The organism is Streptomyces phaeofaciens (assembly GCF_014648915.1).
Classification (GTDB): domain Bacteria; phylum Actinomycetota; class Actinomycetes; order Streptomycetales; family Streptomycetaceae; genus Streptomyces; species Streptomyces phaeofaciens.
On sequence record NZ_BMSA01000002.1, the window covers coordinates 213,976 to 239,951 of the forward strand.

Annotated in this window: 22 protein-coding genes; 11 read left to right on the forward strand and 11 right to left on the reverse strand. The window is 71.6% G+C overall.

All coding sequences use genetic code 11. The features are described from left to right. Positions 1–38: 38 nt before the first annotated feature. Positions 39–1,157 carry a hypothetical protein gene (locus tag IE275_RS04485; RefSeq protein ID WP_189707751.1) on the reverse strand — a complete coding sequence of 373 codons (1,119 nt, stop codon included), beginning with the start codon at positions 1,155–1,157 and terminating at the stop codon, positions 39–41. A gap of 175 nt (positions 1,158–1,332) precedes the next feature. On the opposite strand from IE275_RS04485, the gene IE275_RS04490 reads away from it, so the two are divergent. After that, complete coding sequence (locus IE275_RS04490) at positions 1,333–2,487, forward strand: cystathionine gamma-synthase (protein WP_189707753.1); 1,155 nt, start codon at positions 1,333–1,335, stop codon at positions 2,485–2,487. Between the two features lie 28 nt (positions 2,488–2,515). Here IE275_RS04490 and IE275_RS04495 read toward each other — a convergent pair whose 3' ends face one another. From IE275_RS04495 to IE275_RS04505, 3 genes are all read right to left on the reverse strand, one after another. Continuing rightward, entirely contained in the window at positions 2,516–2,764 is a 249-nt protein-coding gene (locus IE275_RS04495; protein WP_189707755.1) for a hypothetical protein, read from the reverse strand. After that, positions 2,761–3,270, reverse strand: coding sequence for a sigma factor-like helix-turn-helix DNA-binding protein (locus IE275_RS04500; protein WP_189707757.1), 510 nt, complete (start codon positions 3,268–3,270; stop codon positions 2,761–2,763). The genes IE275_RS04495 and IE275_RS04500 overlap by 4 nt, the downstream gene beginning before the upstream one ends. A gap of 139 nt (positions 3,271–3,409) precedes the next feature. After that, positions 3,410–3,913, reverse strand: coding sequence for a MarR family winged helix-turn-helix transcriptional regulator (locus IE275_RS04505; protein ID WP_189708686.1), 504 nt, complete (start codon positions 3,911–3,913; stop codon positions 3,410–3,412). 163 nt (positions 3,914–4,076) lie between these two features. On the opposite strand from IE275_RS04505, the gene ilvA reads away from it, so the two are divergent. The 3 genes from ilvA (at position 4,077) to IE275_RS04520 (ending at position 7,362) form a co-directional block, all read left to right on the forward strand. After that, positions 4,077–5,306: a threonine ammonia-lyase gene (ilvA, locus tag IE275_RS04510; RefSeq protein ID WP_189707759.1), complete on the forward strand. Its 1,230-nt coding sequence runs from the start codon at positions 4,077–4,079 to the stop codon at positions 5,304–5,306. 215 nt (positions 5,307–5,521) lie between these two features. Next, positions 5,522–6,502: an ATP-binding cassette domain-containing protein gene (locus IE275_RS04515; RefSeq protein WP_189707761.1), complete on the forward strand. Its 981-nt coding sequence runs from the start codon at positions 5,522–5,524 to the stop codon at positions 6,500–6,502. Continuing rightward, the gene (locus IE275_RS04520) at positions 6,499–7,362 is read left to right on the forward strand and encodes an ABC transporter permease (protein WP_189707763.1); all 864 of its coding nucleotides are present in this window, start codon (positions 6,499–6,501) and stop codon (positions 7,360–7,362) included. The genes IE275_RS04515 and IE275_RS04520 overlap by 4 nt, the downstream gene beginning before the upstream one ends. 72 nt (positions 7,363–7,434) lie before the next feature. On the opposite strand, the gene greA is transcribed toward IE275_RS04520, so the two are convergent. Both greA and IE275_RS04530 read right to left on the reverse strand, forming a co-directional pair. After that, on the reverse strand, positions 7,435–7,935 hold the full coding sequence (gene greA / locus IE275_RS04525) for a transcription elongation factor GreA (protein WP_189707765.1): 501 nt from the start codon (positions 7,933–7,935) through the stop codon (positions 7,435–7,437). A 176-nt stretch (positions 7,936–8,111) separates the two neighbouring features. Beyond that, positions 8,112–8,513 carry a DUF4307 domain-containing protein gene (locus IE275_RS04530; protein ID WP_189707767.1) on the reverse strand — a complete coding sequence of 134 codons (402 nt, stop codon included), beginning with the start codon at positions 8,511–8,513 and terminating at the stop codon, positions 8,112–8,114. 169 nt (positions 8,514–8,682) lie between these two features. Between IE275_RS04530 and mca the strand changes: the two genes are divergently transcribed. Together mca and IE275_RS04540 are read left to right on the forward strand one after the other, a co-directional pair. Next, entirely contained in the window at positions 8,683–9,564 is an 882-nt protein-coding gene (gene mca, locus IE275_RS04535) for a mycothiol conjugate amidase Mca (RefSeq protein WP_189707769.1), read from the forward strand. After that, positions 9,557–9,850 carry a hypothetical protein gene (locus tag IE275_RS04540; RefSeq protein WP_189707771.1) on the forward strand — a complete coding sequence of 98 codons (294 nt, stop codon included), beginning with the start codon at positions 9,557–9,559 and terminating at the stop codon, positions 9,848–9,850. The genes mca and IE275_RS04540 overlap by 8 nt, the downstream gene beginning before the upstream one ends. 151 nt (positions 9,851–10,001) lie before the next feature. Here IE275_RS04540 and IE275_RS04545 read toward each other — a convergent pair whose 3' ends face one another. Beyond that, positions 10,002–13,202, reverse strand: a complete 3,201-nt coding sequence (locus IE275_RS04545; RefSeq protein ID WP_189708688.1) for a tetratricopeptide repeat protein — start codon at positions 13,200–13,202, stop codon at positions 10,002–10,004. A 176-nt stretch (positions 13,203–13,378) separates the two neighbouring features. On the opposite strand from IE275_RS04545, the gene IE275_RS04550 reads away from it, so the two are divergent. The 5 genes from IE275_RS04550 (at position 13,379) to IE275_RS04570 (ending at position 22,196) form a co-directional block, all read left to right on the forward strand. Beyond that, complete coding sequence (locus IE275_RS04550; protein ID WP_189707774.1) at positions 13,379–15,412, forward strand: thioredoxin domain-containing protein; 2,034 nt, start codon at positions 13,379–13,381, stop codon at positions 15,410–15,412. A 205-nt stretch (positions 15,413–15,617) separates the two neighbouring features. Beyond that, positions 15,618–16,898 (forward strand): glycosyltransferase, encoded by a 1,281-nt coding sequence (locus IE275_RS04555; RefSeq protein WP_189707776.1) that lies wholly within the window; start codon positions 15,618–15,620, stop codon positions 16,896–16,898. Beyond that, entirely contained in the window at positions 16,895–18,544 is a 1,650-nt protein-coding gene (locus IE275_RS04560; RefSeq protein ID WP_189707778.1) for an ArnT family glycosyltransferase, read from the forward strand. Before IE275_RS04555 ends, IE275_RS04560 begins: the two co-directional genes overlap by 4 nt. After that, on the forward strand, positions 18,541–19,749 hold the full coding sequence (locus IE275_RS04565) for a glycosyltransferase (RefSeq protein WP_189707780.1): 1,209 nt from the start codon (positions 18,541–18,543) through the stop codon (positions 19,747–19,749). Before IE275_RS04560 ends, IE275_RS04565 begins: the two co-directional genes overlap by 4 nt. Further along, complete coding sequence (locus IE275_RS04570) at positions 19,746–22,196, forward strand: galactose oxidase family protein (RefSeq protein ID WP_189707782.1); 2,451 nt, start codon at positions 19,746–19,748, stop codon at positions 22,194–22,196. Before IE275_RS04565 ends, IE275_RS04570 begins: the two co-directional genes overlap by 4 nt. A gap of 3 nt (positions 22,197–22,199) precedes the next feature. Here IE275_RS04570 and IE275_RS04575 read toward each other — a convergent pair whose 3' ends face one another. From IE275_RS04575 to trhA, 4 genes are all read right to left on the reverse strand, one after another. Continuing rightward, on the reverse strand, positions 22,200–22,931 hold the full coding sequence (locus IE275_RS04575) for a Mut7-C RNAse domain-containing protein (RefSeq protein ID WP_189707784.1): 732 nt from the start codon (positions 22,929–22,931) through the stop codon (positions 22,200–22,202). Positions 22,932–22,964: 33 nt separating this feature from the next. Further along, positions 22,965–23,594, reverse strand: a complete 630-nt coding sequence (locus IE275_RS04580; RefSeq protein WP_444545875.1) for a TetR/AcrR family transcriptional regulator — start codon at positions 23,592–23,594, stop codon at positions 22,965–22,967. Between the two features lie 5 nt (positions 23,595–23,599). After that, positions 23,600–25,144, reverse strand: coding sequence for a DHA2 family efflux MFS transporter permease subunit (locus tag IE275_RS04585; protein WP_189707788.1), 1,545 nt, complete (start codon positions 25,142–25,144; stop codon positions 23,600–23,602). Between the two features lie 111 nt (positions 25,145–25,255). Further along, entirely contained in the window at positions 25,256–25,969 is a 714-nt protein-coding gene (trhA, locus tag IE275_RS04590; protein WP_189707790.1) for a PAQR family membrane homeostasis protein TrhA, read from the reverse strand. Between the last annotated feature and the right edge of the window lie 7 nt (positions 25,970–25,976).

Here is a 25,976-nt window from a genome sequence, read left to right on the forward strand (position 1 = left end):
ACAGCAGAGAGTCCCGGCGTCCGTGCCCGTGCCGGTCGTCAGTGCAGCAGCGTCGCCGGGCTGCCGCCGTTCGCCTCGTAGCCCGCCACCGCCAGTGCGCGGTAGACGGCGAACTCCCCGGCCGGGTCCGCGGACAGCGTCCACGGGAGGGCGCCCACATGGCCGTCCACGTGGATCAGCTGGCCCATGGCCTCCGCCCAGCGCTCGGAGCGGACCAGGAAGAACACCAGGAGATGGCGGACGTGCGCCAGCATCGGGTCGTCCGCGCGGGCCGCGTGCACCGCGAACAGCCCGCCGTGTATCGCCTTCTTCACGACCTCGCTCTGGTAGAAGCTGCTGACCAGGTTCACCTCGGGGAGGTGCTCGAAGAGCGCGAACAGCGGCATGGCCGCCAGCAGCGAGCCCCGCGGCGCCCGTGCCGCGGCCGCCTCGGCGAACGCGTTCGCCTGCTCCCGCGAACCGTGCCACTTCTCGCACCAGTAGTGCAGGGCCGCCAGATGCGCCCCCATGTGCGCCGGGGAGCGGTCCAGGATCTTCAGCCAGAGCTGCTCGAACTCCGCCTGCGGGTAGTTCAGGCCACGGGCCACCGAGAGCTCGACGATGTGGGGGACCGGGTCGCCGGGGGAGAGCAGCGCCGCCTGGCCGCAGGCGTCCTTCGCCTCCTCCATGATGATCCGGAAGTCGTCGGTGCCCGGAGTCGACGTCCGCCACGCCTGCTGCACCAGGAACTCGGCGTGCACCGCGGCACCGCCCGCGTCCTTCGGCGCCTCCGTCCGCCACACCCGCAGCCACTGCCCGCCCGGGGTCTCGCTGACGCCGCCCGGCCGCTGCCGGAGCTCCAGGGCCGCCGCGCCGGCGAAGGCCTGCACGCGCTGCCAGCGCAGCTCACCCTCCGTCTCCGTACCGGCCAGCAGTTGCTGCGCCGCGCGGTAGTCCTGCGTGCGCTGCACCACGTCCAGGACGTTCAGCAGGTCCTCGTCGGGGCCGGGCATACGGATGTCGAGCTCCTCCGTGCGCACGAAGCCGTAGTTCGCCGGGTCCGCGGCGTCCGGGTGGCCCGCCGGGACCTGCTCGATCATGCCGCGCCGGCGCCGCAGGAACGGCAGCACCACGAAGCCGAGCAGGACCAGCGCCATCAGGACCCAGAGAATCTCCATGTCTCAAGCGAACCAGACGCCGCCGACAATTGGCCAACCCGTCCCCGCACCTGTGGAAAACTCCCCGGCGCACCGCCGCGCCGGGACCGCCGGAACATGGCACGGACCGCGCGCGAGGCCGGAACGGGCCGCCCCGTCCGGCAGCAGTGCCGCGAGCGCACTACGCTCGGTGTCCATGAGTGACAGGCACATCAGTCAGCACTTCGAGACCCTGGCGATCCACGCGGGCAACACCGCCGATCCCCTCACCGGCGCGGTCGTCCCGCCGATCTACCAGGTCTCGACCTACAAGCAGGACGGCGTCGGCGGACTGCGCGGCGGTTACGAGTACAGCCGCAGCGCCAACCCGACCCGCACCGCCCTGGAGGAGAACCTCGCCGCCCTCGAGGGCGGCCGCCGGGGACTCGCGTTCGCTTCCGGACTGGCGGCCGAGGACTGCCTGTTGCGTACGCTGCTCAGCCCCGGCGACCACGTGGTCATCCCCAACGACGCGTACGGCGGCACGTTCCGTCTCTTCGCCAAGGTCGTCGCCCGCTGGGGCGTGGAGTGGTCGGTCGCCGACACCAGCGACCCCGCGTCCGTACGGGCCGCGATCACCCCGAAGACCAAGGCGGTGTGGGTGGAGACCCCCTCCAACCCGCTGCTCGGCATCACCGACATCGCCGCCGTCGCCCACATCGCCCGGGACGCGGGCGCGAAGCTGGTCGTCGACAACACCTTCGCCACGCCGTACCTCCAGCAGCCGCTGTCGCTGGGCGCGGATGTCGTGGTGCACTCGCTCACCAAGTACATGGGCGGCCACTCCGACGTGGTCGGCGGCGCGCTGATCACCGCCGACGAGACGCTCGGCGAGGAGCTGGCGTACCACCAGAACGCGATGGGCGCGGTCGCCGGGCCGTTCGACTCGTGGCTGGTGCTGCGCGGCACCAAGACGCTGTCGGTGCGGATGGACCGGCACAGCGAGAACGCCACGAAGGTCGCCGACATGCTGTCCCGGCACGCGCGCGTGACGAAGGTGCTGTACCCGGGCCTGCCCGAGCACCCCGGTCACGAGATCGCCGCCAAGCAGATGCGGTCCTTCGGCGGCATGGTGTCCTTCCAGGTCACCGGAGGCGAGGAGGCGGCGGTCGAGGTCTGCAACCGCGCCAAGGTGTTCACCCTCGGCGAGTCCCTGGGCGGCGTGGAGTCCCTCATCGAGCACCCGGGCCGGATGACGCACGCGTCCGTGGCCGGCTCCGCTCTGGAGGTTCCCGCCGACCTGGTCCGCCTCTCCGTGGGCATCGAGAACGTCGAAGACCTGCTGGAGGACCTCCAGCAGGCCCTGGGCTAGAGCCGCCAGGGCCTTCGCGGTCTCGGTCTCACCAGCCCGTGAGCGGTGGAGTCGTCTGCGACGGCGGCTCCACCCACGGGCGGGCCGTCACCGCCCAGACGGCGAAGGCCACGGTCGCCGCGAACATCAGCAGCCACAGCAGCCGCAGGGCGATCGTCCGGCGCCGCAGCAGGCGGCTGCCGCGGCGGACGGCGTCCAGGTGGAGGTCCATGGGCAGGCGCGGCGGGGTCCGCTCCATGATCTGCCGTACGGCGGCCTCCCGCTGGGGCCGGTTCACGACGTCGCCGCCTTCGCCCGTACGCGCGCGGGGGCCGGTCCGCGCGGCGGATGCAGCAGGGTCGCCGTCGCCCGGTCGCACACCGTGCGCACCCGTTCCACGGGCAGGCCGAGCAGCGCCGCCACCTGCTCCTCGGCGACGCCCTCGTAGAGCCGCAGGACCAGGACGAGCCGTTCCTGGGCGGTGAGCCGGGCCAGCGGGCCGGTGGCGTGCGTGCGGGTACGGCCGAGCGACAGTGCGCCGTACCGGTGCCAGGTGCCGTGCGCGAAGCGGGTGGCCAGATACTCACGGGCGCGGTTGTACGGGTCCTCGCCGTGCAGCCGGTCCCAGCACGCGTACGTGTGCGCGAGCGCGAGCGTCAGCAGGCGCCGCGCGCGCGGGTTGGCCTGCGGGTCCTCGGCCGTCAGCAGGGTGGCGGCGTGCAGCAGCCGGCCGCCCGCCCCGGCCACGAACGCCTCGAACTCCCGGGCCCGGCGGGCTTCCTGGACCGCACGCGTCTCACGCACACCGAGCCTCCCGCCGTACGGCGACCCCCTGGGAACCCTCGTACACCGTTTTCATATGAGGCCAGGAGCGGGCTTTCGGTCAAGAGCCGCGCACGCGCGGGATGCGCGCCGGCGGGGCGCCGCCTCCCGCGCGGGGAGGCTACGACGCCGTCGGCTCCGTGCCCGGCACGCCCTGGGCGGCCATCCGGGAGGACAGCGCGGTGTTGAAGCGGGTGAGCAGGGAGCAGAACGCCTCGCGTTCCTCCGGCGCCCAGTCCTCGGTCAGCTCGGCCATCAACTGGCGCCGGGAAGACCGCACTTCCTCCAGGCGGGACTGGCCGCGCGGGGAGAGCTGGAGCACCACGGCCCGCCCGTCCTCGGGGTGCGAGGTGCGCTTGACCAGGCCGGTGTCGACGAGCGGGGCCACCTGCCGGGTGACGGTCGACGAGTCGATGCCCATGCTCGCGGCGAGTGCCTTGACGCCCATCGGGCCTTCTTTGTCGAGACGGTTGAGCAGCAGGTACGCGGCGCGGTCCATGGAGTTGCGCACCTGCCCGACGCCGCCGAGCCGGGTCTGTTCGGCACGGCGCGCGAACACCGCGACCTCGTGCTGAAGCGTGTCGAGAAGACCGGTGTCACCGACGGTCGTCATGTCCATCGACATTTCAGGTGTTGTGGGCATGGCCGGGGGCTCACTTCATGAAAGGGCTGCTGGGTTGGGGGACAGGGTACGCGGCCGGAAGGCGGGCCGTACCGGCGCTGCGGAATCCGGTCTCGGTGGTTGGTCACAGCGGTGGTTCCCGCCTGTGAACTGCGATGCTTGTGTCATGAGCTACGGCACGGCTGACTCCTTGCGGCCCGTCACTCTCGACGACGTCCGCGGCGCCCAGAAGATGCTTTCGGGCGTGGCGCGCACGACCGCGATGGAAGGCAGCCGCTACCTGTCCCAGCTCGTCGGCGCGCCGGTGCACCTCAAATGCGAGAACCTCCAGCGGACGGGTTCGTTCAAGCTGCGCGGCGCGTACGTCCGGATCTCCGGGCTGCTGCCGGAGGAGCGGGCCGCCGGTGTCGTCGCGGCCAGCGCGGGCAATCACGCGCAGGGCGTCGCGCTCGCCTCGTCGCTGCTCGGTGTGCGCTCCACCGTGTTCATGCCGAAGGGCGCTCCACTGCCGAAGATCAGCGCCACCCGGGAGTACGGCGCCGAGGTGCGCCTGCACGGCCAGGTGGTCGACGAGACGCTGGCCGCCGCGCAGGAGTACGCGGCGCGGACGGGCGCGGTGTTCATCCATCCCTTCGACCACCCCGATGTGATCGCGGGGCAGGGCACGGTCGGCCTGGAGATCCTCGAGCAGTGCCCGGAGGTGCGCACGATCGTCGTGGGGATCGGCGGCGGCGGGCTCGCGGCCGGGCTGGCGGTCGCGGTGAAGGCGCTGCGGCCGGACGTACGGATCGTCGGCGTGCAGGCGGCGGGCGCGGCCGCCTACCCGCCCTCGCTGGCCGCCGGGCGTCCGGTGGCGGTGCACGGACCGGTGACGATGGCCGACGGGATCAGGGTCGGCCGGCCGGGCGACGTGCCCTTCGAGATCGTCGCGGACCTCGTGGACGAGGTGCGTACGGTGACGGAGGACGAGCTGTCCACCGCGCTGCTGCTCTGCCTGGAGCGGGCCAAGCTGGTCGTCGAGCCGGCCGGGGCGAGCCCGGTCGCGGCGCTGCTGAGCGAGCCCGGTGCCTTCGACGGCCCGGTCGTCGCGGTGCTGTCCGGCGGCAATGTCGATCCGGTGCTGATGCAGCGGGTGCTGCGGCACGGCATGGCCGCTCAGGGCCGCTACCTCACGGTCAGCGTGCGGCTGACGGACCGGCCCGGTGCCCTCGCCACGCTGCTGGGGGTGTTGTCAGTGGTCGACGCTAACGTCTTGGACGTGAGCCATGTGCGGACCGATCCGCGTCTCGGGCTGACCGAGGCGGAGGTCGAGCTGCATCTGGAGACGATGGGGCCGGCGCACTGCGTCGAGGTCGGTCGGGCCCTGCGCGAAGCGGGTTACACCGTCATCGACTGAGGTCGGAAGCCTCCTTGTCACTCGTTCGAGAAAGAGCATTGAGAGACGCGATACATCGCGTTATGGTGTGTCTCGTGTCACTCGACCCGTGGTCCCGTGACATCTCTCGGCGCACCTGTCACCGCACCCGCCTCCCGCTCCCGTGCCATCCACCGGGCGGATCGAAAAGTACAAACCTAGGCTCTCAAAGAATCCCCAACGACGTGGAGACTCATATGCCAGGCGCCATCTACGCCGAAGGCCTGGTGAAGACCTTCGGCGACGTAAAGGCTCTGGACGGCGTCGACCTCGACGTCCCGGAGGGCACCGTCCTCGGCCTGCTCGGGCCCAACGGCGCGGGCAAGACCACCACGGTCCGCTGCCTGACCACCCTCCTGCGCCCCGACCGCGGCCGCGCCGAGGTCGCCGGCCTCGACGTCCTCAAGCACCCCAACGAGGTGCGCCGCTCCATCGGCCTCTCCGGCCAGTTCGCCGCGGTCGACGAATACCTCACCGGCCGCGAGAACCTCCAGATGGTCGGACAGCTCTACCAGATGAAGGCGAAGCCGGCGAAGGCGCGGGCCGCCGAGCTGCTCGACCAGTTCGACCTCGCGGACGCCGCCGACCGTCCCGCCAAGACCTACTCCGGCGGCATGCGCCGCCGCCTCGACCTGGCCGCCGCCCTGGTGGTCTCCCCGCCCGTGATGTTCATGGACGAACCGACGACCGGCCTCGACCCGCGCAACCGCCAGCTGCTGTGGGACGTGATCAAGCGACTCGTCTCCGGCGGTACGACGCTGCTGCTCACCACCCAGTACCTCGAGGAGGCCGACCACCTCGCGCACGACATCGCGGTCGTCGACCACGGCCGCGTCATCGCCCGCGGCACCTCCGACCAGCTCAAGGCCCAGACCGGCGGCGAGCGCGTCGAGGTCGTCGTGCACGAGCGCGAGCACATCGCCACGGCCCGCGAGGTGCTCGCCGGCTTCGGCAAGGGCGACACCACCGTCGAGGAACACACCCGCAAACTCACCGTGCCCGTCACCGGCGGCGCGAAGCTCCTCGCCGAGGTCATCCGGGAGCTGGACACCCGCGGCATAGAGATAGACGACATCGGACTGCGCCGCCCCACCCTCGACGACGTCTTCCTGTCCCTGACCGGACACGTGGCCGAGCTGAGGAGCAACGAGGAGAACGGCAAGGAGGCCGCGGCATGAGCACCCTCACCGACGCCGTGCGGGGCACGGCCCCCGCCCCCGGCGGCTCCATCGGGCAGTCCGTGCGCGACTCCCTGGTCGTCGCCCGCAGGAATCTGATCCGCATGAGCCGGATTCCCGAAATGGTGATCTTCGGGCTCATCCAGCCCATCATGTTCGTGGTGCTCTTCACCTATGTGTTCGGCGGGTCGATGGACATCGGCGGGAGCACCAGCTCCACCGACTACACGAACTTCCTCATGGCGGGGATCTTCGCGCAGACCGTCACCTTCGCCACCGCGGGAGCCGGCGCGGGCATCGCCGACGACATGCACAAGGGCCTCATCGACCGCTTCCGCTCCCTTCCCATGGCCCGCGGCGCCGTACTGACCGGCCGCACCCTCGCCGACCTCGTGCAGACCGCGCTCACCCTGCTCGTCCTGGCCGGCGTCGCCCTCCTGGTCGGCTGGCGGGTCGGCTCCAACGGCGACACCAACGCCTTCCGGGTGCTGGGCGCCTTCGGCCTGCTGCTTCTGCTGGGCTACGCGTTCACCTGGATCGGCGCCCTCATCGGCCTGAGCGTGCGCACCCCCGAGGCGGCCACCTCCGGCGGACTGATCTGGCTCTTCCCGGTGACCTTCATATCCAACGCGTTCGTGGACACCAGCAACATGACGCCCTGGCTGCGCCACATCGCGGAGTGGAACCCCTTCAGCGCCACCGTCCAGGCCTGCCGGGTCCTCTTCGCCAACCCCGGCCAGTCGGCCTCCGACGCCTGGCCCATGGAGCACCCGGTGTGGGCCTCGCTGATCTACTCGGTGCTGATCGTCCTGATCTTCCGGACGCTCGCGGTCCGCAAGTACCGCTCGGCGGCCGCATGACACGGCCGCGGACATGACGAAGCCCCCGGCGGCACGGGCGCCGGGGGCACGTCGAAGGAAGGGGAAAGGGGCTCAGCCGTTGTAGGGCTCGGCCTTGAGGATGCGCACGGAGGCCTTCTTGCCGTTCGGCAGTTCGTACTCCGCGTCCTCTCCGACCTTGTGACCGATCACGCCGGTGCCCAGCGGGGACTGCGGCGAGTAGGTCTCGACGTCGGCGCTCGCGTACTCGCGCGAGGCCAACAGGAAGGTCATCGTGTCGTCCTCGTCACCGTCGAAGGCGATCGTCACGACCATGCCGGGCGCCACGGCACCGTCCGCGGAGGCCGGAGCCTCGCCGACCTTGGCGTTCTCGAGAAGCTGGGTCAGCTGGCGCACACGAAGCTCCTGCTTGCCCTGCTCCTCCTTGGCCGCGTGGTACCCACCGTTCTCGCGGAGGTCGCCCTCCTCGCGCGCGGCCGCGATCTTGGCGGCGATCTCCGTGCGCGCAGGACCAGTAAGGTACTCAAGCTCGACCTTGAGCTTGTTGTACGCCTCCTGGGTCAGCCAGGTGACGGACTCGCTGGTCTGGGTCACAGGTGCTCCTCGTCGGTACTGGGAATACAAAGCATCGCCCTACCCTCAAGCATGTTCCTCAGGGGATGGGCGAAACCACGAGCCTAACAATTCAGCGGGCGAAGGGGGAGGACATAAGCCACCAGAATTACGTCGACGCAGGTCAGCGTGTACGCATTGTGGAGGTTCGAGCCCCGTCAGCCGGCGTGGCAGCCGAGCAGCTCCGCCGTCGTCCCCAGAGCCGTCGTACGGAGCGTGACGACCTTGTCGATGCGCGTGTCCGTACCGGAGAAGCGGAAGTCCGCCCGGCCCACCTCGGCGCCGTTCGCGGCCTGCGAGCGCACCGTGCAGTAGCCGCTCGCCCCGGCGTCCTTGCGGACCTCGAGGTGGACCCGTACCGCGTCGTCCGAGGTCGCCTCGAAGGTGATCACCTCGGCGCTGATCTTGTTCTGGCCGACGTAGTGGTAGGCGAAGTAACCGATCAGGGCCAGCAGGAACGCGCCCAGCACGGCGCCGGCGATCTTGAGTCTGCGGTCGGCGCGCTCGTCCGAGGCACGGCCGTAACGACCCTCGGGCAGTCGCGTGCTCGCCGTACTCATGATCGTCCTCTCGGCAGACCCGGGCCGGGCGTCCGGCGGGGGTGGGCGCAGGACCGAAAACGGGCCGCCCGCTTCGGACCCCGGAATTATTCGCCCCCCGGTTCGGTCACTATAGAAGCCTGCGATTGCGCCGGTTCACACCGGGCGCCGACTTACCGAGGATTGAGTCTTGACTGACCAGCTGCGACTGATGGCCGTCCACGCGCACCCCGACGACGAGTCGAGCAAGGGCGCGGCCACCATGGCGAAGTACGTGTCCGAGGGGGTGGACGTGCTGGTCGTGACCTGCACGGGCGGGGAGCGCGGCTCCATCCTCAATCCCAAGCTTCAGCACGACAAGTACATCGAGGAGCACATCCACGAGGTACGCAAGAAGGAGATGGACGAGGCTCGCGAGATCCTCGGCGTCAAGCAGGAGTGGCTCGGTTTCGTCGACTCGGGGCTGCCCGAGGGCGACCCGCTGCCGCCGCTGCCCGAGGGCTGCTTCGCCCTGGAGGACGTCGACAAGGCGGCCGGCGAGCTGGTCAGGCAGATCCGTGCCTTCCGTCCCCAGGTGATCACCACCTACGACGAGAACGGCGGCTACCCGCACCCCGACCACATCATGACCCACAAGATCTCGATGGTGGCCTTCGAGGCGGCGGACGACACCGAGAAGTACCCCGAGGCGGAGTTCGGCCCGGCGTACCGGCCGCTGAAGCTGTACTACAACCAGGGCTTCAACCGTCCCCGCACCGAGGCGCTGCACCAGGCGATGCTCGACCGGGGCCTGGAGTCGCCCTACGGGGACTGGCTCAAGCGCTGGGACGAGTTCGAGCGGGTCGAGCGCACGCTGACCACGCACGTTCCGTGCGCCGAGTTCTACGAGATCCGTGACAAGGCGCTCATCGCGCACGCCACGCAGATCGACCCCGACGGCGGTTGGTTCAAGGTCCCGATGGAGATCCAGAAGGCGGTCTGGCCGACGGAGGAGTACGAGCTGGCGAAGACCCTCGTGGACACCTCCCTCCCCGAGGACGACCTCTTTGCGGGCATCCGCGACAATGCCTGACATGAGCGCAAGCGTGAGCCTGGCAATGACGCATCTCGTCCCCCTCGCCAAGGAGGTCGACGAGAACAAGGTCACCCCCGGCGTCCTCGGCTTCATCGTGTTCGCGGCGATGGCCCTGGCGGTGTGGGCCCTGATGAAGTCCATGAGCAAGCACATGGGCAAGGTCTCCTTCGAGGAGACCCCGGCCGACGAGGACACCCCGGGCTCCGCCCCGGCGTCCGCCGGCGGCACGGCCGGCACGAGCGGCACGGGCACCCAGGGCAAGGCCTCCCCGGCGAACGGCTGACCGGCAGGGGCGCGGAGGGCAGGGGAAGGGCGAACGGCCCGCCCCTGCCCCCGTCCCGTCGGCCTCCGCAGCCCCCGTCCCGTCGGCCTCCGCAGCCCCCGGCGCCATCGGCCTCCGCAGCGCCCCCGTTCCGCGGTTGCCCCCGCCCGCCCTACGCCGCGTCCACCACCACGCCCATCACCTCCCGCCCGTGCCGCCCCGGCACCATGCCCAGGCGCCATGCCTGCCAGCCCGCCTCCGGGCGTACACCCCGCTCCAGCAGCACCCCGTACGCCGCGACGCACTCGCTCAGGCGGGTGTCGCGCAGGGGATGGCCCGAGGCGCCGAGCCGGGTCAGTTCCTCCTGGGCGGACGCCGTCCCCGCCTCCACACCGCCCTGCGCCGCGTACGGCAGCAGCGTGCAGCGCAGGAAGCGGGCCCAGTCCTCGCCGCGGCGGTCGCCGTAGGAGGTGAAGAGGGCGGTCGCCTCGTCGCACAGTGCCAGTGCCTGGGGGGTGCGGCCGTTGCCCGCCTCGACGATCGCGAGTTCCAGGCAGGTCCAGGCCTCGCCGTGGGCGACCCCGATGCGCTGGAAGTCGGTGCGGGCGTCGACGAGGAGCTGCCGGGCGAAGCCGGAGTTGCGCAGTGAGCCGGTCTGCGCCGCGCGCTGGTCCCGGGTGACCCGCGCCGAGTGGTGCCGGGCGCAGGCCAGGCCGTAGACGTCCCGCATCCGGGAGAACAGCGACCGGGAGCGTTCCAGTTCACGGACCGCGTGGTCGAGGTCGCCGGTCTCCTCCAGGGCCAGGCCCAGGTAGTACACGGTCCAGGCCTCACCGCGCGCGTCCTCGTTGTCGCGGTGCCGCCCGGCCGCCGTGCGCAGGCCCGTCACCGCCGCCGAGGAGTCCCCGGCGACCATCCGGGCCCGCGCGAGCTGGGTCAGGGCCCATGCCTCGCCGCGGGCGTCGCGGGTGCGGCCGTACAGATCGAGGGCGCTGCGCAGCTCGGCCTCCGCCCGCGGGACGTCGCCGCGGCGCAGGTTCAGCTGGCCCAGCTGGAAGTGGGCCCAGGCCTCGCCGTGCAGGGAGCCGCCCTCGCGGTGCAGGATCAGGGAGCGGGTGAGGAGGTCCAGGGCCTCCGACAGCCGGGCCCGGTCCCGTTCGACGGCGGCCAGCGCGTGCATCGTCCAGGCCCGGTCGGTGGCCAGCTCGGGTGCGGCCTGGAGGTCCAGTGCCTCCCGCAGTCTGGCCGCCGCCTCCGTGAGGTTGCCCTGGTGGTGCAGGGTGATGCCCAGCGAGCACAGGGCGCGCGCCGCGCCGGCGTCGTGATGGGCCTGGAGGTACAGGTCGACGACCGAGCTGAGTGTCGTGCGGGCCTTGTCGAGTTCGCCCAGCTGGCGGGCGGCGATGCCGGTGCGCCACTGCACGGAGCGGACCAGCAGGTCCTGGCCGACCGACTGGGCCAGTTCGTTGATCTCGCCGAGGCGGTAGAGGTCGCCGCGCAGCAGGCAGTAGTCGCACAGGGCGCCCAGCAGGCTCAGTACGGCCCCCTGGTGCACGCCCTCGGCCTGGCGCAGGGTCGCCGTGATGAAGCTCGACTCGTCGTCCAGCCAGCGCAGCGCCTCGTCCAGGGAGGTGAAGCCGTGCGGGGTGAAGCGGTCGGAGCGGGTGGACATGTTCCCGTCGACCAGGCGCAGGACGGAGTCGGCCAGCTCGGCGTGGCTGACGATCAGCCGCTCCTGGGCCGCCGTGCGTTCGCCCTGCTCCTCCTCGTCCAGGAGGCGGGCCTGTGCGAAGGCGCGGACCAGGTCGTGCAGGCGGTAGCGGTCGCCGCGCACGCGGTCGACGAGCCCGGCGTCGGCGAGCGCCGCGAGATGCCGGGTGGCGTCGTCGCGGTCGGTGGCGAGCAGCGCGGCGGCGGCCGCCGCGCCGAGCGAGGCCCGGCCGGCGAGCGCGAGCCGGCGCAGCAGCCGGCGGGCCGGCTCGGGCTGGTCGGTGTAGCGCAGCCACAGTGCGCGTTCGACGGGCTCCACGGGGCCGTACGCCGCGAGGTCCGAGGCCAGAGTGCGCGCGGAGCGCGGGCCCAGCGAGGACCCCGCGATGCGCAGCGCCAGCGGCAGTCCGCCGCACAGCTCCCGGATCCGGTCGGCGGACTCGGCGTCGTAGGGCCCGGAGGTGTCCTGTGCCGCCGTGCGGAGCAGTTCCTCGGCGCCGGCCGCCTCCAGGGGGCTCACCGGGAGTTCGTGCACCCGGGCGGACAGATCGGCGGGGAGGGCGAGCGGGCTGCGGGCCGTCACGAGGACCAGGCTGTCGGAGCGCTCCGGGATCAGCGCGCGCACCTGCTCCGGGTCGGAGGCGTCGTCCAGGATCACCGTGACCGGCAGTCCGCTGAGATGCTGCTGGTACAGCTCGCCGAGCCGTTTGACCTGCTGGTCGGGGGACGAGCGTTCCCGGAAGAGCAGCTGTTCGCGGGGGGCGCCGAGCCGGTTCAGCAGGTGCAGCAGCGCGTCCCGGGTGGCGAGCGGTCCCTCCTGCGCGTTGTCGCCGCGCAGGTCGACCACGCAGGCGCCGCGGAACTGGTCCCGCAGATCCCGCGCGGCCCGTACGGCGAGCGCGCTGCGGCCGCTGCCGGGCGGGCCGTGCAGGACGACGACCGCCGGCCGGGTGTGGGTGCCGGCCCGGGCGGCCTGCACCCACTGCCGGATCCGCGCCAGTTCGGTGCGGCGCCCGGCGAACGGTCCGACGGGTTCGGGGAGTTGGCCGAAGGACTGATCGAGGACCGACCGTCCGCGTGCCGCCGCGCTCTTGTCGGCGCCGCGCAGTTGTGGTCCGGGCCGTTTCTTCGGGCCGGTGCTCGCGCTCAGGACGCGCTGCTGGTCCAGGAACGGCCGGATGCCCCGGACCTCCAGCGCGGTCAGCCACCGGAGCCGCAACTGTTCGGCGCCGCCGGGCCGTCCGGCCTCGCCGGCGCGGTGGTGGGCGGCCGGCAGATGTGAGCCCGCGACCTTGACCACGGTCGTCGCGGCGCCGACGACCCCGACGGCCAGCCCGGCGCCGAGTGCCGTTCCGGGGCCGGTGCCCAGGGCCAGGTCGGCGACGGCGGTGGTCAGGGCGGCGACCCCCGCGACCAGCATCGGTGCCCGTCCTCCTTCCCGTGCGTACCGTTGCCCGAAGCTGACCCGTCCGGCCTCGGCCTCGTCCAGGGCGCGGGTGTACGCCCGGTACTCCTCGCCCGCGGTCTGCGCCATCGCGTCCAGCGCGCCGCGGGCCCGGGTGAGCAGTGCCTGCCGGTCGGTGCGGCCGCCCGAGCGCCGTACCTCTTCCTCCACGGCCCGTGCCAGCAACCGTTCGGCTTCCGCCTTGTGGCTGTCCCGCATGTCCCCGTCCCGCATGTCCCCGTCCCCCTCCGGCGGTCACAGCGTTGGTCGCTCAAGTGTGCGGCGCAGGGGCCGCGTGGCGCGAGGGTGCGGACGGGCTCCGGTCGCCGGGAGATCACGGCGGGCGGCAAGGCGCCTGCCGCGTGACGGGCGGGGTCCTGCGGCAGGATGGACCCATGCCGAACCGACTGGCCCATGAGACGTCCCCGTATCTCCTTCAGCACGCCGACAACCCGGTCGACTGGTGGCCCTGGTCGGAGGAGGCTTTCGCGGAGGCGCGCCGGCGGGACGTGCCGGTGCTGCTGAGCGTCGGGTACTCCAGCTGTCACTGGTGCCATGTGATGGCGCACGAGTCGTTCGAGGACCGGGAGACCGCCGACCAGCTGAACGCGCATTTCGTGAACGTCAAGGTGGACCGGGAGGAGCGCCCGGACGTGGACGCCGTCTACATGGAGGCCGTGCAGGCGGCCACCGGTCAGGGCGGGTGGCCGATGACGGTGTTCCTCACGCCCGACGCCGAGCCGTTCTACTTCGGTACCTACTTCCCGCCCGCTCCCCGGCACGGCATGCCGTCCTTCCGGCAGGTGCTGGAGGGGGTGGAGCAGGCCTGGTCCGGGCGGCGGGAGGAGGTCGCCGAGGTGGCGGGGAAGATCGTGCGGGATCTGGCCGGGCGGGAGATCTCGTACGGGGACGGCCGTCCGCCGGGGGAGCAGGAGCAGGCGCAGGCGCTGCTGGGGCTGACCCGGGAGTACGACGCGCAGCGCGGCGGGTTCGGCGGGGCGCCGAAGTTCCCGCCGTCCATGGTGGTCGAGTTCCTGCTGCGGCATCATGCGCGCACCGGTGGCGAGGGCGCGCTGCAGATGGCCCGGGACACCTGTGAGCGGATGGCCCGGGGCGGGATCTACGACCAGCTCGGCGGCGGCTTCGCCCGCTACTCGGTCGACCGTGACTGGATCGTGCCGCACTTCGAGAAGATGCTGTACGACAATGCGCTGCTCTGCCGGGTCTATGCCCATCTCTGGCGGGCGACGGGCTCCGAGCTCGCCCGCCGGGTCGCGCTGGAGACGGCCGACTTCATGGTGCGGGAACTGCGCACAGCCGAGGGCGGGTTCGCCTCCGCGCTCGACGCCGACAGCGACGACGGGACCGGCAGGCACGTGGAGGGCGCCTACTACGTCTGGACGCCCGCGCAGCTGACGGAGACGCTCGGCGAGGACGACGCGAAGCTCGCCGCGCACTACTTCGGCGTCACCGAGGAGGGCACCTTCGAGCACGGCGCCTCGGTCCTGCAACTTCCGCAGCACGAGGGTGTGTTCGACGCCGAGCGGATCGCCGGCGTCAAGGAGCGGCTGCTGGCCCGCCGGGCCGGGCGCGCGGCGCCGGGCCGGGACGACAAGGTCGTGGCCGCCTGGAACGGGCTCGCGGTCGCCGCGCTCGCCGAGACCGGCGCCTACTTCGACCGGCCGGATCTCGTCGAGGCCGCGGTCGGCGCCGCCGATCTCCTGGTCCGGCTGCACCTCGACGACCAGGCGAGGCTCTCCCGCACCAGCAAGGACGGGCACATCGGCGCCAACGCGGGGGTGCTGGAGGACTACGGCGATGTCGCCGAGGGGTTCCTCGCGCTGGCCTCGGTGACCGGGGAGGGGGTCTGGCTGGAATTCGCCGGGTTCCTGCTCGACCATGTGCTCGCGCGGTTCACCGACCCGGAGTCCGGCGCGCTGTTCGACACCGCCTCCGACGCCGAGCGGCTCATCCGCCGGCCGCAGGACCCGACCGACAACGCCGCCCCCTCCGGCTGGACGGCCGCCGCCGCCGCGCTGCTGGGCTACGCCGCTCACACCGGCTCCGAGCCCCACCGCACGGCCGCCGAGAAGGCGCTCGGTGTCGTCACGGCCCTCGGTCCGCGCGTGCCGCGGTTCGTCGGCTGGGGGCTCGCCGCCGCGGAGGCGCTGCTGGACGGGCCGCGCGAAGTCGCCGTCGTGGCCGAGTCGTTCGACGACCCGGCGGCGCGGACCCTGCTCCGCACGGCGCTTCTGGGCACCGCGCCGGGTGCGGTCGTCGCCTACGGGGCCACGGGTGGTGACGAGTTTCCGTTGCTCGCCGATCGGCCGTTGCGTGAGGGTGAACCGACCGCGTACGTCTGCCGTAACTTCACTTGTGACGCCCCGACGACCGATCCGGAACGGCTGCGCACCGCGCTGAGCGGCTGAAACAGTACCTGGAGCGGGGGCGTTCCAGCGGAAAAAGTGAGCCGGTGTTCGGATAAGTCCGGTTACCGGCAGGTCAATTGTGAAACAAGCTATTTATCGGAAGATCCCCCGGACTTCACAGTTTCCCCCTAGCCTCTCCATAGTGACGCGACGGCAGTATCCAGCCGTGGCGACAGGGGGTTCTGAGATCTGGGGGGATCTTGTCTTGCTGACGTCTGTCTTCATCGCCGCCATATCCCTGGCCCTGTTCTGGATGGCGGCGTTCACCCTGTGGTGGCAGATGCACGCGTGGCGTACGCCCGAAGTGCTCGCCTCCACCCGGTTCAGCAGTCCGGACGGGGACGAACATGTCTCCTTCTCGCTGCTGCTTCCGGCACGGCACGAACAAGCCGTGCTGGACCACACCGTCCAGCGCCTGCTGGAGTCCACCCACACCGACTTCGAGATCATCGTCATCGTGGGGCACGACGACCCCGAGACCACGGCCGTGGCGGAGCGGGCGGCCGCCCGCGACTCCCGGGTCCGGGTCGTCGTCGACACCCATGAGAAGAAGAACAAGCCGAAGGCCATGAACACGGCCCTGCCGCACTGCCGCGGCGACGTCGTCGGGGTCTTCGACGCCGAGGACCAGGTCCACCCGGAGCTGCTCGCCCACGTCGACCACGCCTTCCGCACCACCGGCGCGGACGTCGTCCAGGGCGGTGTCCAGCTCATCAACTTCCACTCCAGCTGGTACAGCCTGCGCAACTGCCTGGAGTACTTCTTCTGGTTCCGCTCACGGCTCCATCTGCACGCGCAGAAAGGGTTCATCCCGCTCGGCGGCAACACCGTCTTCGTCCGCACCGATGTGCTGCGGGCGGCCGACGGCTGGGACCCCGACTGCCTCGCCGAGGACTGTGACCTGGGCGTACGCCTGTCCAGCGTCGGCAAGAAGGTCGTCGTCGCCTACGACTCCGACATGGTGACCCGGGAGGAGACCCCGGGCTCCCTGATGTCGCTGCTCAAGCAGCGCACCCGCTGGAACCAGGGCTTCCTCCAGGTCTACCGGAAGAAGGACTGGAAGCAGCTCCCGGGACTCGGGCAGCGGCTGCTCGCCCGATACACCCTCATGACGCCGTTCCTCCAGGCGTTCTCCGGCGTCATCATCCCGCTCAACGTGGCGATCGCCCTCTTCCTCGACGTGCCCGTCGGCATCGCCTTCATCACCTTCCTGCCGGCCGTCACCGCGCTCGTCACCTTCGTCTTCGAGCTCGTCGGACTGCACGACTTCGGCAAGCAGTACGGCCTGCGCGTCCGGTTCGTCCACTACGTCAAGCTCGTCGTGGGCGGCCCCTTCTACCAGGTCCTCCTCGCGGGAGCCGCGCTGCGCGCCGTCTGGCGCGAGCAGCGCGGCCGCAACGACTGGGAGCTGACCGAGCACACCGGCGCGCATCTGACCGCCGCGGCACCCGAGCCCGCAGTGACCCGAGAGGACGTTCCTGCGTGACCTCCACCCTTCCCGCGGTGACCACTGCCCAGGTCCCCGCGCAGCGCAGACCCGCGCCGGAAACGCGTTCGACCGGCCGAACGTCCCCGCCGAAGCGGCTCCGCTCGTCCCGTCCCGACCTGCTGCTCTGCGGCGTCCTCCTGGTGGCGATCCTCGTCGTCCAGGGCTGGAACATCGCCGACTACCCCACCCTCAGCGACGACGAGGGCACCTACCTCGCCCAGGCCTGGGCCGTCCAGGAGGGCCGCGGCCTCGCCCACTACACCTACTGGTACGACCACCCGCCGTTCGGCTGGATCCAGCTCGCCCTGCTCACCTGGATCCCCAAGCTGATCAGCCCCGACTCGATGACGGTCGGCACCATGCGCGCCGCGATGCTCGTGGTCAGCGCCGTCAGCGCGGTCCTGCTCTACGTCCTGGGCCGGCGGCTCTCGCTGCCCCGCTGGGCGGCCGGGCTCGGCATGGCCCTGTTCGGGCTCTCCCCGCTCTCGGTCGTCCTCCAGCGGGAGATCTTCCTCGACAACCTCGCGGTGATGTGGACGCTGCTCGCGTTCACCCTGGCCGCCTCGCCCAGCCGCCACCTCTGGCACCACTTCGGCGCCGGCATCGCCGCCGCGACGGCCGTGCTCACCAAGGAGACGATGCTCTTCGTCCTCCCGGCGGTCCTGGTCACCATGTGGCGCCACAGCCACCGCGACACCCGCAAGTTCGCCCTCACCGGCGCGGTCACCGCCTGCACACTGATCGGCTTCTCGTACCCGCTCTTCGCCCTCCTCAAGGGCGAACTGTTCCCCGGCAGCGGCCATGTGTCGCTGTGGGACGGCATCAAGTACCAGATGACCCGGCCCGGTTCGGGCTTCATCCTCGACGCCGGCTCCGGCTCGCACGGCGTCCTGCGGTCCTGGCTCTACTACGACCGCGTCCTGATCGTCGGCGGACTCGCGGGCGCGCTGCTGCTCCTGCTCACCTGGCGCTGGTCGGTCACCGCCCGCGCCCTCGCCGGCCCGTCCCTCGCGGTGGCGATCCTCGGCGTCGTCGCGATGCGGCCCAGCGGCTACCTGCCCGCGATGTACGTCATCCAGGCACTGCCCTTCCTCGCCCTGGTCCTCGCCGCCGCCGCGGCCAGCGTCGCCCACGGCGTCCTGCGCCGATGGCGCCGGCCCGACGAGGTCCGCTGGCGGACCGGCGGCCGCTACGCCCTCGCCGCCGCCCTGGCCCTCGCCGCCGGCGCGTACGTCGTCCCGCGCTGGTACGACGGCGACCGCACCGCTCTCACCGCCGACGCCAACGCCCCCTACCGGGCCGCCTCCCAGTGGCTGGCCACGGAGGTCGACAACCCGGGGGACACCCGCGTCCTGGTCGACGACGCGCTCTGGCTTGACCTCGTCCACGCCGGCTACGAGCCGGGCCTCGGCGCGATCTGGTTCTACAAGGCGGACCTCGACCCCGCCGTCACCAAGACCCTGCCGGGCGGCTGGCGGGACATCGACTACGTCGTCGCCTCCCCGACCGTACGGCGCGACGCCGTCGATCTGCCGGACGTCGGCGCGGCCCTCGCCCACTCGACGCCGGTGGCCACCTTCGGCACCGGCGAGGACCGGATCGAGATCCGGCGGATCCAGAGCGTCTCCGGAGGCGTCCGATGAGCCACGACCACACCGAGTCCACCACCCCCGTCCCCGATCTGCGCACCGCCGAACTCGCCGAGCCCGGCGCGGTCACCATCGTCGTACCGACGTTCAACGAGTCCGCGAACATCCGCCGGCTCCTGCACCAGATCACCGAGTCGGTGCCCGCCCGGCTGCCCTGCGAGGTCGTCTTCGTCGACGACTCCACCGACGACACCCCCGAGGTCGTCCGGGACGCGGCGAAGGACTGCCCGTACCCGGTGACCGTGATCCACCGCGAGGAACCGGTCGGCGGGCTCGGCGGCGCGGTCGTCGAGGGCATCAAGGCGGCCGGGTCGGACTGGATCGTCGTCATGGACGGCGACTGCCAGCACCCGCCGTCCCTGGTGCCGGAGCTGGTCGCCACCGGGGAGCGGTCGGGCGCCGGGCTGGTCGTCGCCTCCCGGTACATCAAGGGCGGCAGCCGCGCCGGACTCGCCGGCAGCTACCGGGTCGCCGTCTCGCGGGGCGCGACCTGGCTCACCAAGTCCCTCTTCCCGCGCCGGCTGCACGGCATCAGCGACCCGATGAGCGGCTTCTTCGCGATCCGCCGCAGCGCGGTGACGGCGGACGTGCTCAAGCCGCTCGGCTACAAGATCCTCCTCGAACTCGCCGTGCGCAGCCGCCCGCGCCGGGTCAGCGAGGTCCCGTTCGTCTTCCAGGACCGCTTCGCCGGCGAGTCCAAGTCCTCCGCGCAGGAGGGCCTGCGCTTCCTGCGCCATCTCGCCGGACTGCGCACCGCCTCACCCGCGGCGCGCATGGTCGGCTTCGGCCTGATCGGGCTGACCGGCTTCCTGCCGAACCTGCTCGGCCTGTACGCCCTCACGGCCGCCGGTCTGCACTACGTACCGGCGGAGATCCTCGCCAACCAGCTGGGCGTCGCCTGGAACTTCGTCCTCATCGAGCACCTGCTGTTCCGCGACCGCCGCTCCCACCGCCGCTGGTGGGACCGGGCCGGCCGGTTCGCGCTGCTCGCCAACGCCGACCTGGTGCTGCGGATCCCGCTGATCGCGCTGTTCGTGCACCGGTTCGGGATGGGCGCGCTGTCCGCGACCGCGCTGGCGCTGGTGACCACGTTCGTCCTGCGCTTCGCCGGCACCGAGGCGCTCGTCTACCTCCCGCGCAGGGGACCGCGCGGGGCCCGTACCGCCGCACGCCGTACCGCCGCAAGGAGAGCCGCGTGAAGACAAGACGCCGTAGGAGAACCGCCGTGCTGGCGGTGACGGGCCTGACCTCGGGCCTGTTGCTGACCGCACCACAGCCCGCGTCCGCCGCCAACCTCATCAAGAACGCCGGATTCGAGACCGCCGGGACCGACGGCATGCCCTACTGCTGGGAGAAGTCGGGCTGGGGCGACAACGACTTCACCTTCGAGCACACCTCCGACGCCCACACCGGGTCCAGGGCGATGAAGGTGACGCTCACCCGGCGGGTCGACGGCGACCGCAAAGCGCTGATCACCGAGTCGGCGCAGTGCGCGCCGACGGTGACGCCGGGCAAGCAGTACGACCTGTCGCTCTGGTACAAGTCGACGACCCCGGACACCGCCGTCACCCTGTTCCGGCACGACGCCACCGCCGGCTGGCAGTACTGGACCGACCTCAAGACGCTTCAGACGGCCGCCGCCTGGACCGAGGCCTCGGTCCGCACCCCCGAGGTGCCGGCCGGCACCGACCGCATCACCTGGGGCGTCTCCGTCTACGGCACCGGCTCGGCGACCACCGACGACTACACGATGGAGCAGGTCCCCGACGTCCTGCCGCCCGCCGCCTGCACGGGCACCGCCGAGGAGTGCGCCAACGGCCGCTGGGACGTGCTGCCCACGCAGAACCCGGTCCGCTCCATGCACTCCGTCGTCCTCAACAACGGCAAGGTGCTGCTGATCGCCGGGTCCGGCAACAGCGAGGAGCAGTTCGAGGCGGGCACGTTCACCAGCGCGGTGTACGACCCGGCCAACGGCAGCTACAAGGTCGTCCCCACCCCCAAGGACATGTTCTGCGCCGGTCACGTCCAGCTCCAGGACGGGCGGGTGCTGGTGATGAGCGGCAACAAGGCGTACCCGGTCGTGGGCGGGCACGGCTACGAGGGCTTCAAGGACTCGTACATCTTCGACCCGGCCACCGAGACGTACAGCAAGACCAACGACATGAACGACGGCCACTGGTACCCGTCGGCCACCGTCATGGGCAACGGTGACGTGCTGTCCTTCGGCGGGCTGCGCGAGGACTCCACCGGGTCGGTGACGGCCGAGCTGTTCTCGCAGGAGGAACAGCGGTGGCAGCCGCTGTGGAAGGTCAACCAGACCTGGTCGTACTGGGGTCTGTACCCGTCGATGATCCTCATGCAGGACGGCCGGCTCTTCTACTCCGGCAGCCATGTCTTCGGCAACAACATCCCCGGCACCGGCGCGGCGATCTACGACTACGACGCCAACTCCACCACGCAGATCCCCGGCCTCCAGAACAAGGACCAGCGCGACCAGTCGGCGAGCGTGCTGCTGCCCCCGGCGCAGGACCAGAAGGTCCTCACCCTCGGCGGCGGCAACATCGACTCCAACCCGGACGCGGGCCGGCTGACCGACGTCATCGACCTCAAGCAGCCCAACCCGTCCTACGTGGCCGGCCCGCCGATCCCGCAGGGCACGGTCGACCTCGGCAACGGCAAGGTCCCGCAGACCGGCAGCCAGGGCAAGATGTACGTCTCCGCCGTGCTGCTGCCCGACGGCAAGGTCCTGGAGACCGGCGGCGCGCTGCACAACCGGGCCGATCCGGTCTTCGAGTCCTCGCTCTACGACCCGGACACGGGCACGTTCGATCCCGTGGCCGCCGACCCGCAGGCCCGCGGCTACCACTCCTCGTCGTTCCTGCTGCCGGACGGCCGGGTGATGTCCACCGGCGACAACCCGGGCAACGGCACCTGGAACCACAACGTGTCGATCTACACCCCGCCCTATCTGCTCAAGGGCACCCGGCCGACGATCACCTCGGTCATCGACACGGAGTGGAACTACGGCGACACCCAGCGGATCACGGTCGACCGGCCCATCGCCAAGGCGGAGCTGATCCGCCCGGCGGCCGTCACCCACTCCTCCGACCCGAACCAGCGCTTCGTCGACCTGCCGCTCTCCGTGGACGGCAACAACGTCGACCTGAACGTGACGAGCAACCCCAACCTGGCCCCGCCCGGCTGGTACATGCTCTTCGGGGTGGATGCGAACGGCGTGCCGTCGGTGGCGAAGTGGGTGCACCTCCAGGGCCCGGCCGCGCTCAGCGCGGACACCCCGTCGACGTTCTCCGTCTCGGACGGCACCACGGCCGCCCCGCACGTCCACACCTTCGCCGACGACCTGACCGGCAAGGTCACCGGCCCCGGCAAGAAGCGGACCTCGCAGAAGGTCTCCCCGACCGTCTCCGGCTGCGACCGGCACTACGGCTCGGTCAACGTGTGCGTGCCGACCGCGTTCCCGGCGAAGGTGAGGGCGACCGCGGCCGCCCGCTGCGCCTGGCTCAAGGCGAACGACTACGGGCGGCTCGAGGTCAACGGCAAGGACGACCCGCTGCGCCTGGATCCGAACCGGGACGGCGTCGCCTGCGGAAAGGGTGATGTGACGAAGAGCCGGCGGCTCTCGTAGCCGCTAGCGGTCGCCGGCGAACTCCGCCAGGGCGCGCTCCACGATGGCCTCCAGCTGTTCGTGGTGCGCGCCCTTCCAGTACGCCCGGCCGCACCCGGCGCACTGCGCGAACACGTCGTACGACCGCTGCGTACCGTGTGCCAGCTGGTCGGCGACCTCCTCCTTGGTGGCCTCCCGCAGCAGCCCGTTGCAGGCGGTGCACCGGGTCCAGGGGCGCAGCTCGGGGGCGAAGCGGTCGAGGACGTCCCGGAGCTGTTCGTCCGGGCTGGTGCTGTAGACGAACGCCCCGGCCCACAGCTCGCGGCGGCGCAGCAGGCCCCGGTCACGGCTGAGCATCACCCGCTGTTCGGCCGCCGAGCGGGCGGCGAGCGCCGGGTCGCCGATGTCCGTCGACTCGTACGCCGTGTCCACGCCGAGCAGCCGCAGCCGGCGGGCGAGGGTGCCGAGGTGGACGTCGAGGAGGAAGCGCAGCGGGGCGCCGGGCACCCGCTGGGGGCGGGCGACCGGGCGGACGGCGACCGACTCGCCGTGCGCCGGGATGTGGGAGACGGGGACCTCGCGGTCGTCCACCACGAGGGCGCCGACCTCCGTCAGCGGGACACCGAGGGACTCGATGACATGACCGAGCGTCGACACGCCGTCGACGGCCAGGGGCGTGGCGCCGGCCCGCCGGGCGTGCGGGACGAACACGGCCAGCTCGGGGGCTACTTCGACGTGGATCTGCGGTGCGTTCACCCCGTCAGGATGGCATGCGGGAGGGGGTCGGTCTCAGCGGTTTTCGTGAGGCAGACCGCGGGCGAGGACGGTCAGGGTGCGGTCGACGAGGCTCGCGAAGTCGTCCCGGTGGTCGTTCTCCGCCCAGTACAGGGACGTCTCCATCAGCCCGCCGATGAGGGACATCGCGTAGACCCGCACCTCCAGGCTGTCCGGGTCGCTGCCGGTGCGCTCGGCGATGGCGGTGCAGAGCATGCGGCCGGTGACCGACATGCTCTGCATCATCCGTGAGCGGACCGCGGGCACCTGGACCATCAGATGGGTGCGCAGCCGCGCCACCTCCGCGTCCTCCTCGACGCCCGTGCGGACCGCCTCCCGCATCACGTACCGGATGCTGTCCGTCCACGGTTCGTCCGCCGGGCGGGACCGCAGCTCCTCCAGGAGGATCGGGTCGTACTCGTCGGTGAGGACGATGTCCTCCTTGGTCGGGAAGTACCGGAAGACGGTCGACGGCGACACCTCGGCCCGCTCGGCGATCTGGTCGATCGTCGTGGCGTCGTACCCCTGTTCCTTGATCAGCGCGTAGGTCGCGGTGCGGATCGCCTCGCGTGTCTTGATCTTCTTGCGCTCCCGCAGGCCCAGCTGGGAGCGGTCGGCGGGGGAGGAGGTACGTGCGGCCGTCATGGGCCTCATTGTCGGGCATCGGCGGGGGCGGCGGCCATGTCGCCGGGGCTCCCGGCCCGCCGCGCACCCGGTGTCCCCGGCAGCAGAGCGGCCGCCAGCAGCGCGGCGACCAGGGCGGCGACCGCGCACACCAGCAGGGCGAGGGTCATGCCGTGGACGTACGCGCCGTTCGCGGAGGCGGCGAGGTGCGCGGATCCGGCCCGCTCGGCGATCAGATGCGCGGCGACCACGGAGTCCCCGGCGGTGTCGGCGGCCGCGGCGGGCAGGCCGGTGACGTCGAGGCGGTCGCGGAAGGCGCCCGCGAGCAGGCTGCCGAGCAGGGCGATACCGATGGCGCCGCCCACCTGGCGCAGGGTCATCAGCAGGCCCGAGCCGCTGCCCGCGCGGTCGGAGGGCAGGGCGGCGAGGGCACCGGACATCGCGGGCACGACCGCGAAGCCGAAGCCGGCCCCGGCGAGGGACAGCCACAGCGCGGTGAAGCCGTAGCCGGAGTCCACCGTCGTACGGCTGCCCAGGAGCGCGGCGAAGGCCAGCACCACGAGGCCCGCGCTGACCACGGCCCGTGCCCCGAACCGGGCGACGACGGGCTGGGCGCCCCGCGCGGCGACGATCAGCCCGCCCATCAGCGGCAGCAGCCGCACCCCGGTGCCGAGGGAGTCGTGGCCGAGGACGGCCTGGAGGTACGGCGGCAGGACGAACATCAGGCCGGACAGCACGAACATCACCAGGGTGGCGGCGAGGGTGTTGAACAGGAACCCGCGGTGGGCGAGGAGTCCCATGTCGAGCATGGGCCGCGGCATGCGCCTCTCCCGCAGCACGAGCCCGGCGATCAGGACGACGGCGGCGGCGGACATCGCGAGGACCAGCGGGTCGCCCCAGCCGCGGGTGGGTGCCTCGATGATCGCGTAGATGAGGGCGCCGAGCCCGGACGCGGTCAGCGCGGTGGAGAGGAGGTCCACCTCGGGGGAGGCGGGGTCGCGGGTCTCCGGCAGCAGCAGGACGCAGGCGAGGATGCCGAGGGCGGCCATGGGGAGGTTGATGAGGAAGACCGAGCCCCACCAGAAGTGGTTGAGCAGCCAGCCGCCGATGATCGGTCCGAGCGGCAGGCCGAGCGTGGAGCCGGCGGAGACGATACCGACGGCCTTGGTGCGCTCGTCGGGCTCGAACAGCGAGGGCAGGACGGACAGGGCGAGCGGGGTGACCAGCGCGCCTCCGACGCCCATCAGGGCGCGGGCGGCGATCACCCAGTTCACGTCGTCGGCGAGTGCGCCGAGCGCCGAGCCGACGAGGAAGATCCCCAGCCCGACGACGAGCATCCGGCGGCGGCCGAACCGGTCGCCGAGCAGACCTGCGGGGAGCATCAGGGCCGCGAAGACGACGATGTACGCGTCCGCCATCCACTGCTGCTGGCCGGTGGTGGCGCCGAGTTCGGCGGCCATGGTCGGCAGCGCCACGTTGAGGATCGTCATGTCGAAGCCGAGCACCAGCATGCTCGCGACCAGGGCCCCTAGGGCCCACCAGCGACGGGGGTCTGGAGTGACAGTTTCCATGAAATGAGAGTAGCTCTCAAAATGTAGCCACTGTCAATCGACAGGGGCGTCCGGGCATGAAAAATGGCCACGGCTCGGAAGCCGTGGCCATTGAATGGCGGAAAAGCGACGCTATGCGTGCTGGTACGCCACCAGCGAGATGCCGACGTAGTGGACGACGAACGCCGCGAGCGTGAGCGAGTGGAACACCTCGTGGAAGCCGAACCAGCGCGGTGAGGGGTTCGGCCGCTTGATGCCGTAGATCACGCCGCCGGCGCTGTAGAGGAGTCCGCCGACGATCACCAGGACCAGGACGGCGATCCCGCCCGTGCGCATGAAGTCCGGCAGGAAGAAGACGGCCGCCCAGCCCATAGCGATGTAGCAGGGGGTGTAGAGCCAGCGCGGGGCGCCGACCCAGAAGACCCGGAAGACGATGCCCGCCGCCGCGGCCGCCCAGATCCCCCACAGCAGCCACTGACCCTTGGCCTCGGGAAGCAGCAGCATGGTGAGCGGGGTGTAGGTGCCCGCGATGATCAGGAAGATGTTGGCGTGGTCCAGGCGGCGCAGGATGCCGTCCATGCGCGCGTTCCAGTTGCCGCGGTGGTAGAGCGCGCTCACGCCGAACAGCAGGCACGCGGTGAGCGCGTAGATGCCGCAGGCGATCCGGCCGCGCGTGGAGTCGGCGAGGGCGGTGAGCACCAGGCCCGCGATGAGCGCGGCCGGGAACATGCCGAGATGCAGCCAGCCGCGGAGCTTGGGCTTGATCTCGTGCGGCAGGGGGAGCGCGACGGGGCCGCGGCCGGCGGCCGGCGTGTCCGTGGGCGCGTCGGGGACGGGCGCAGTCATGGGCCGC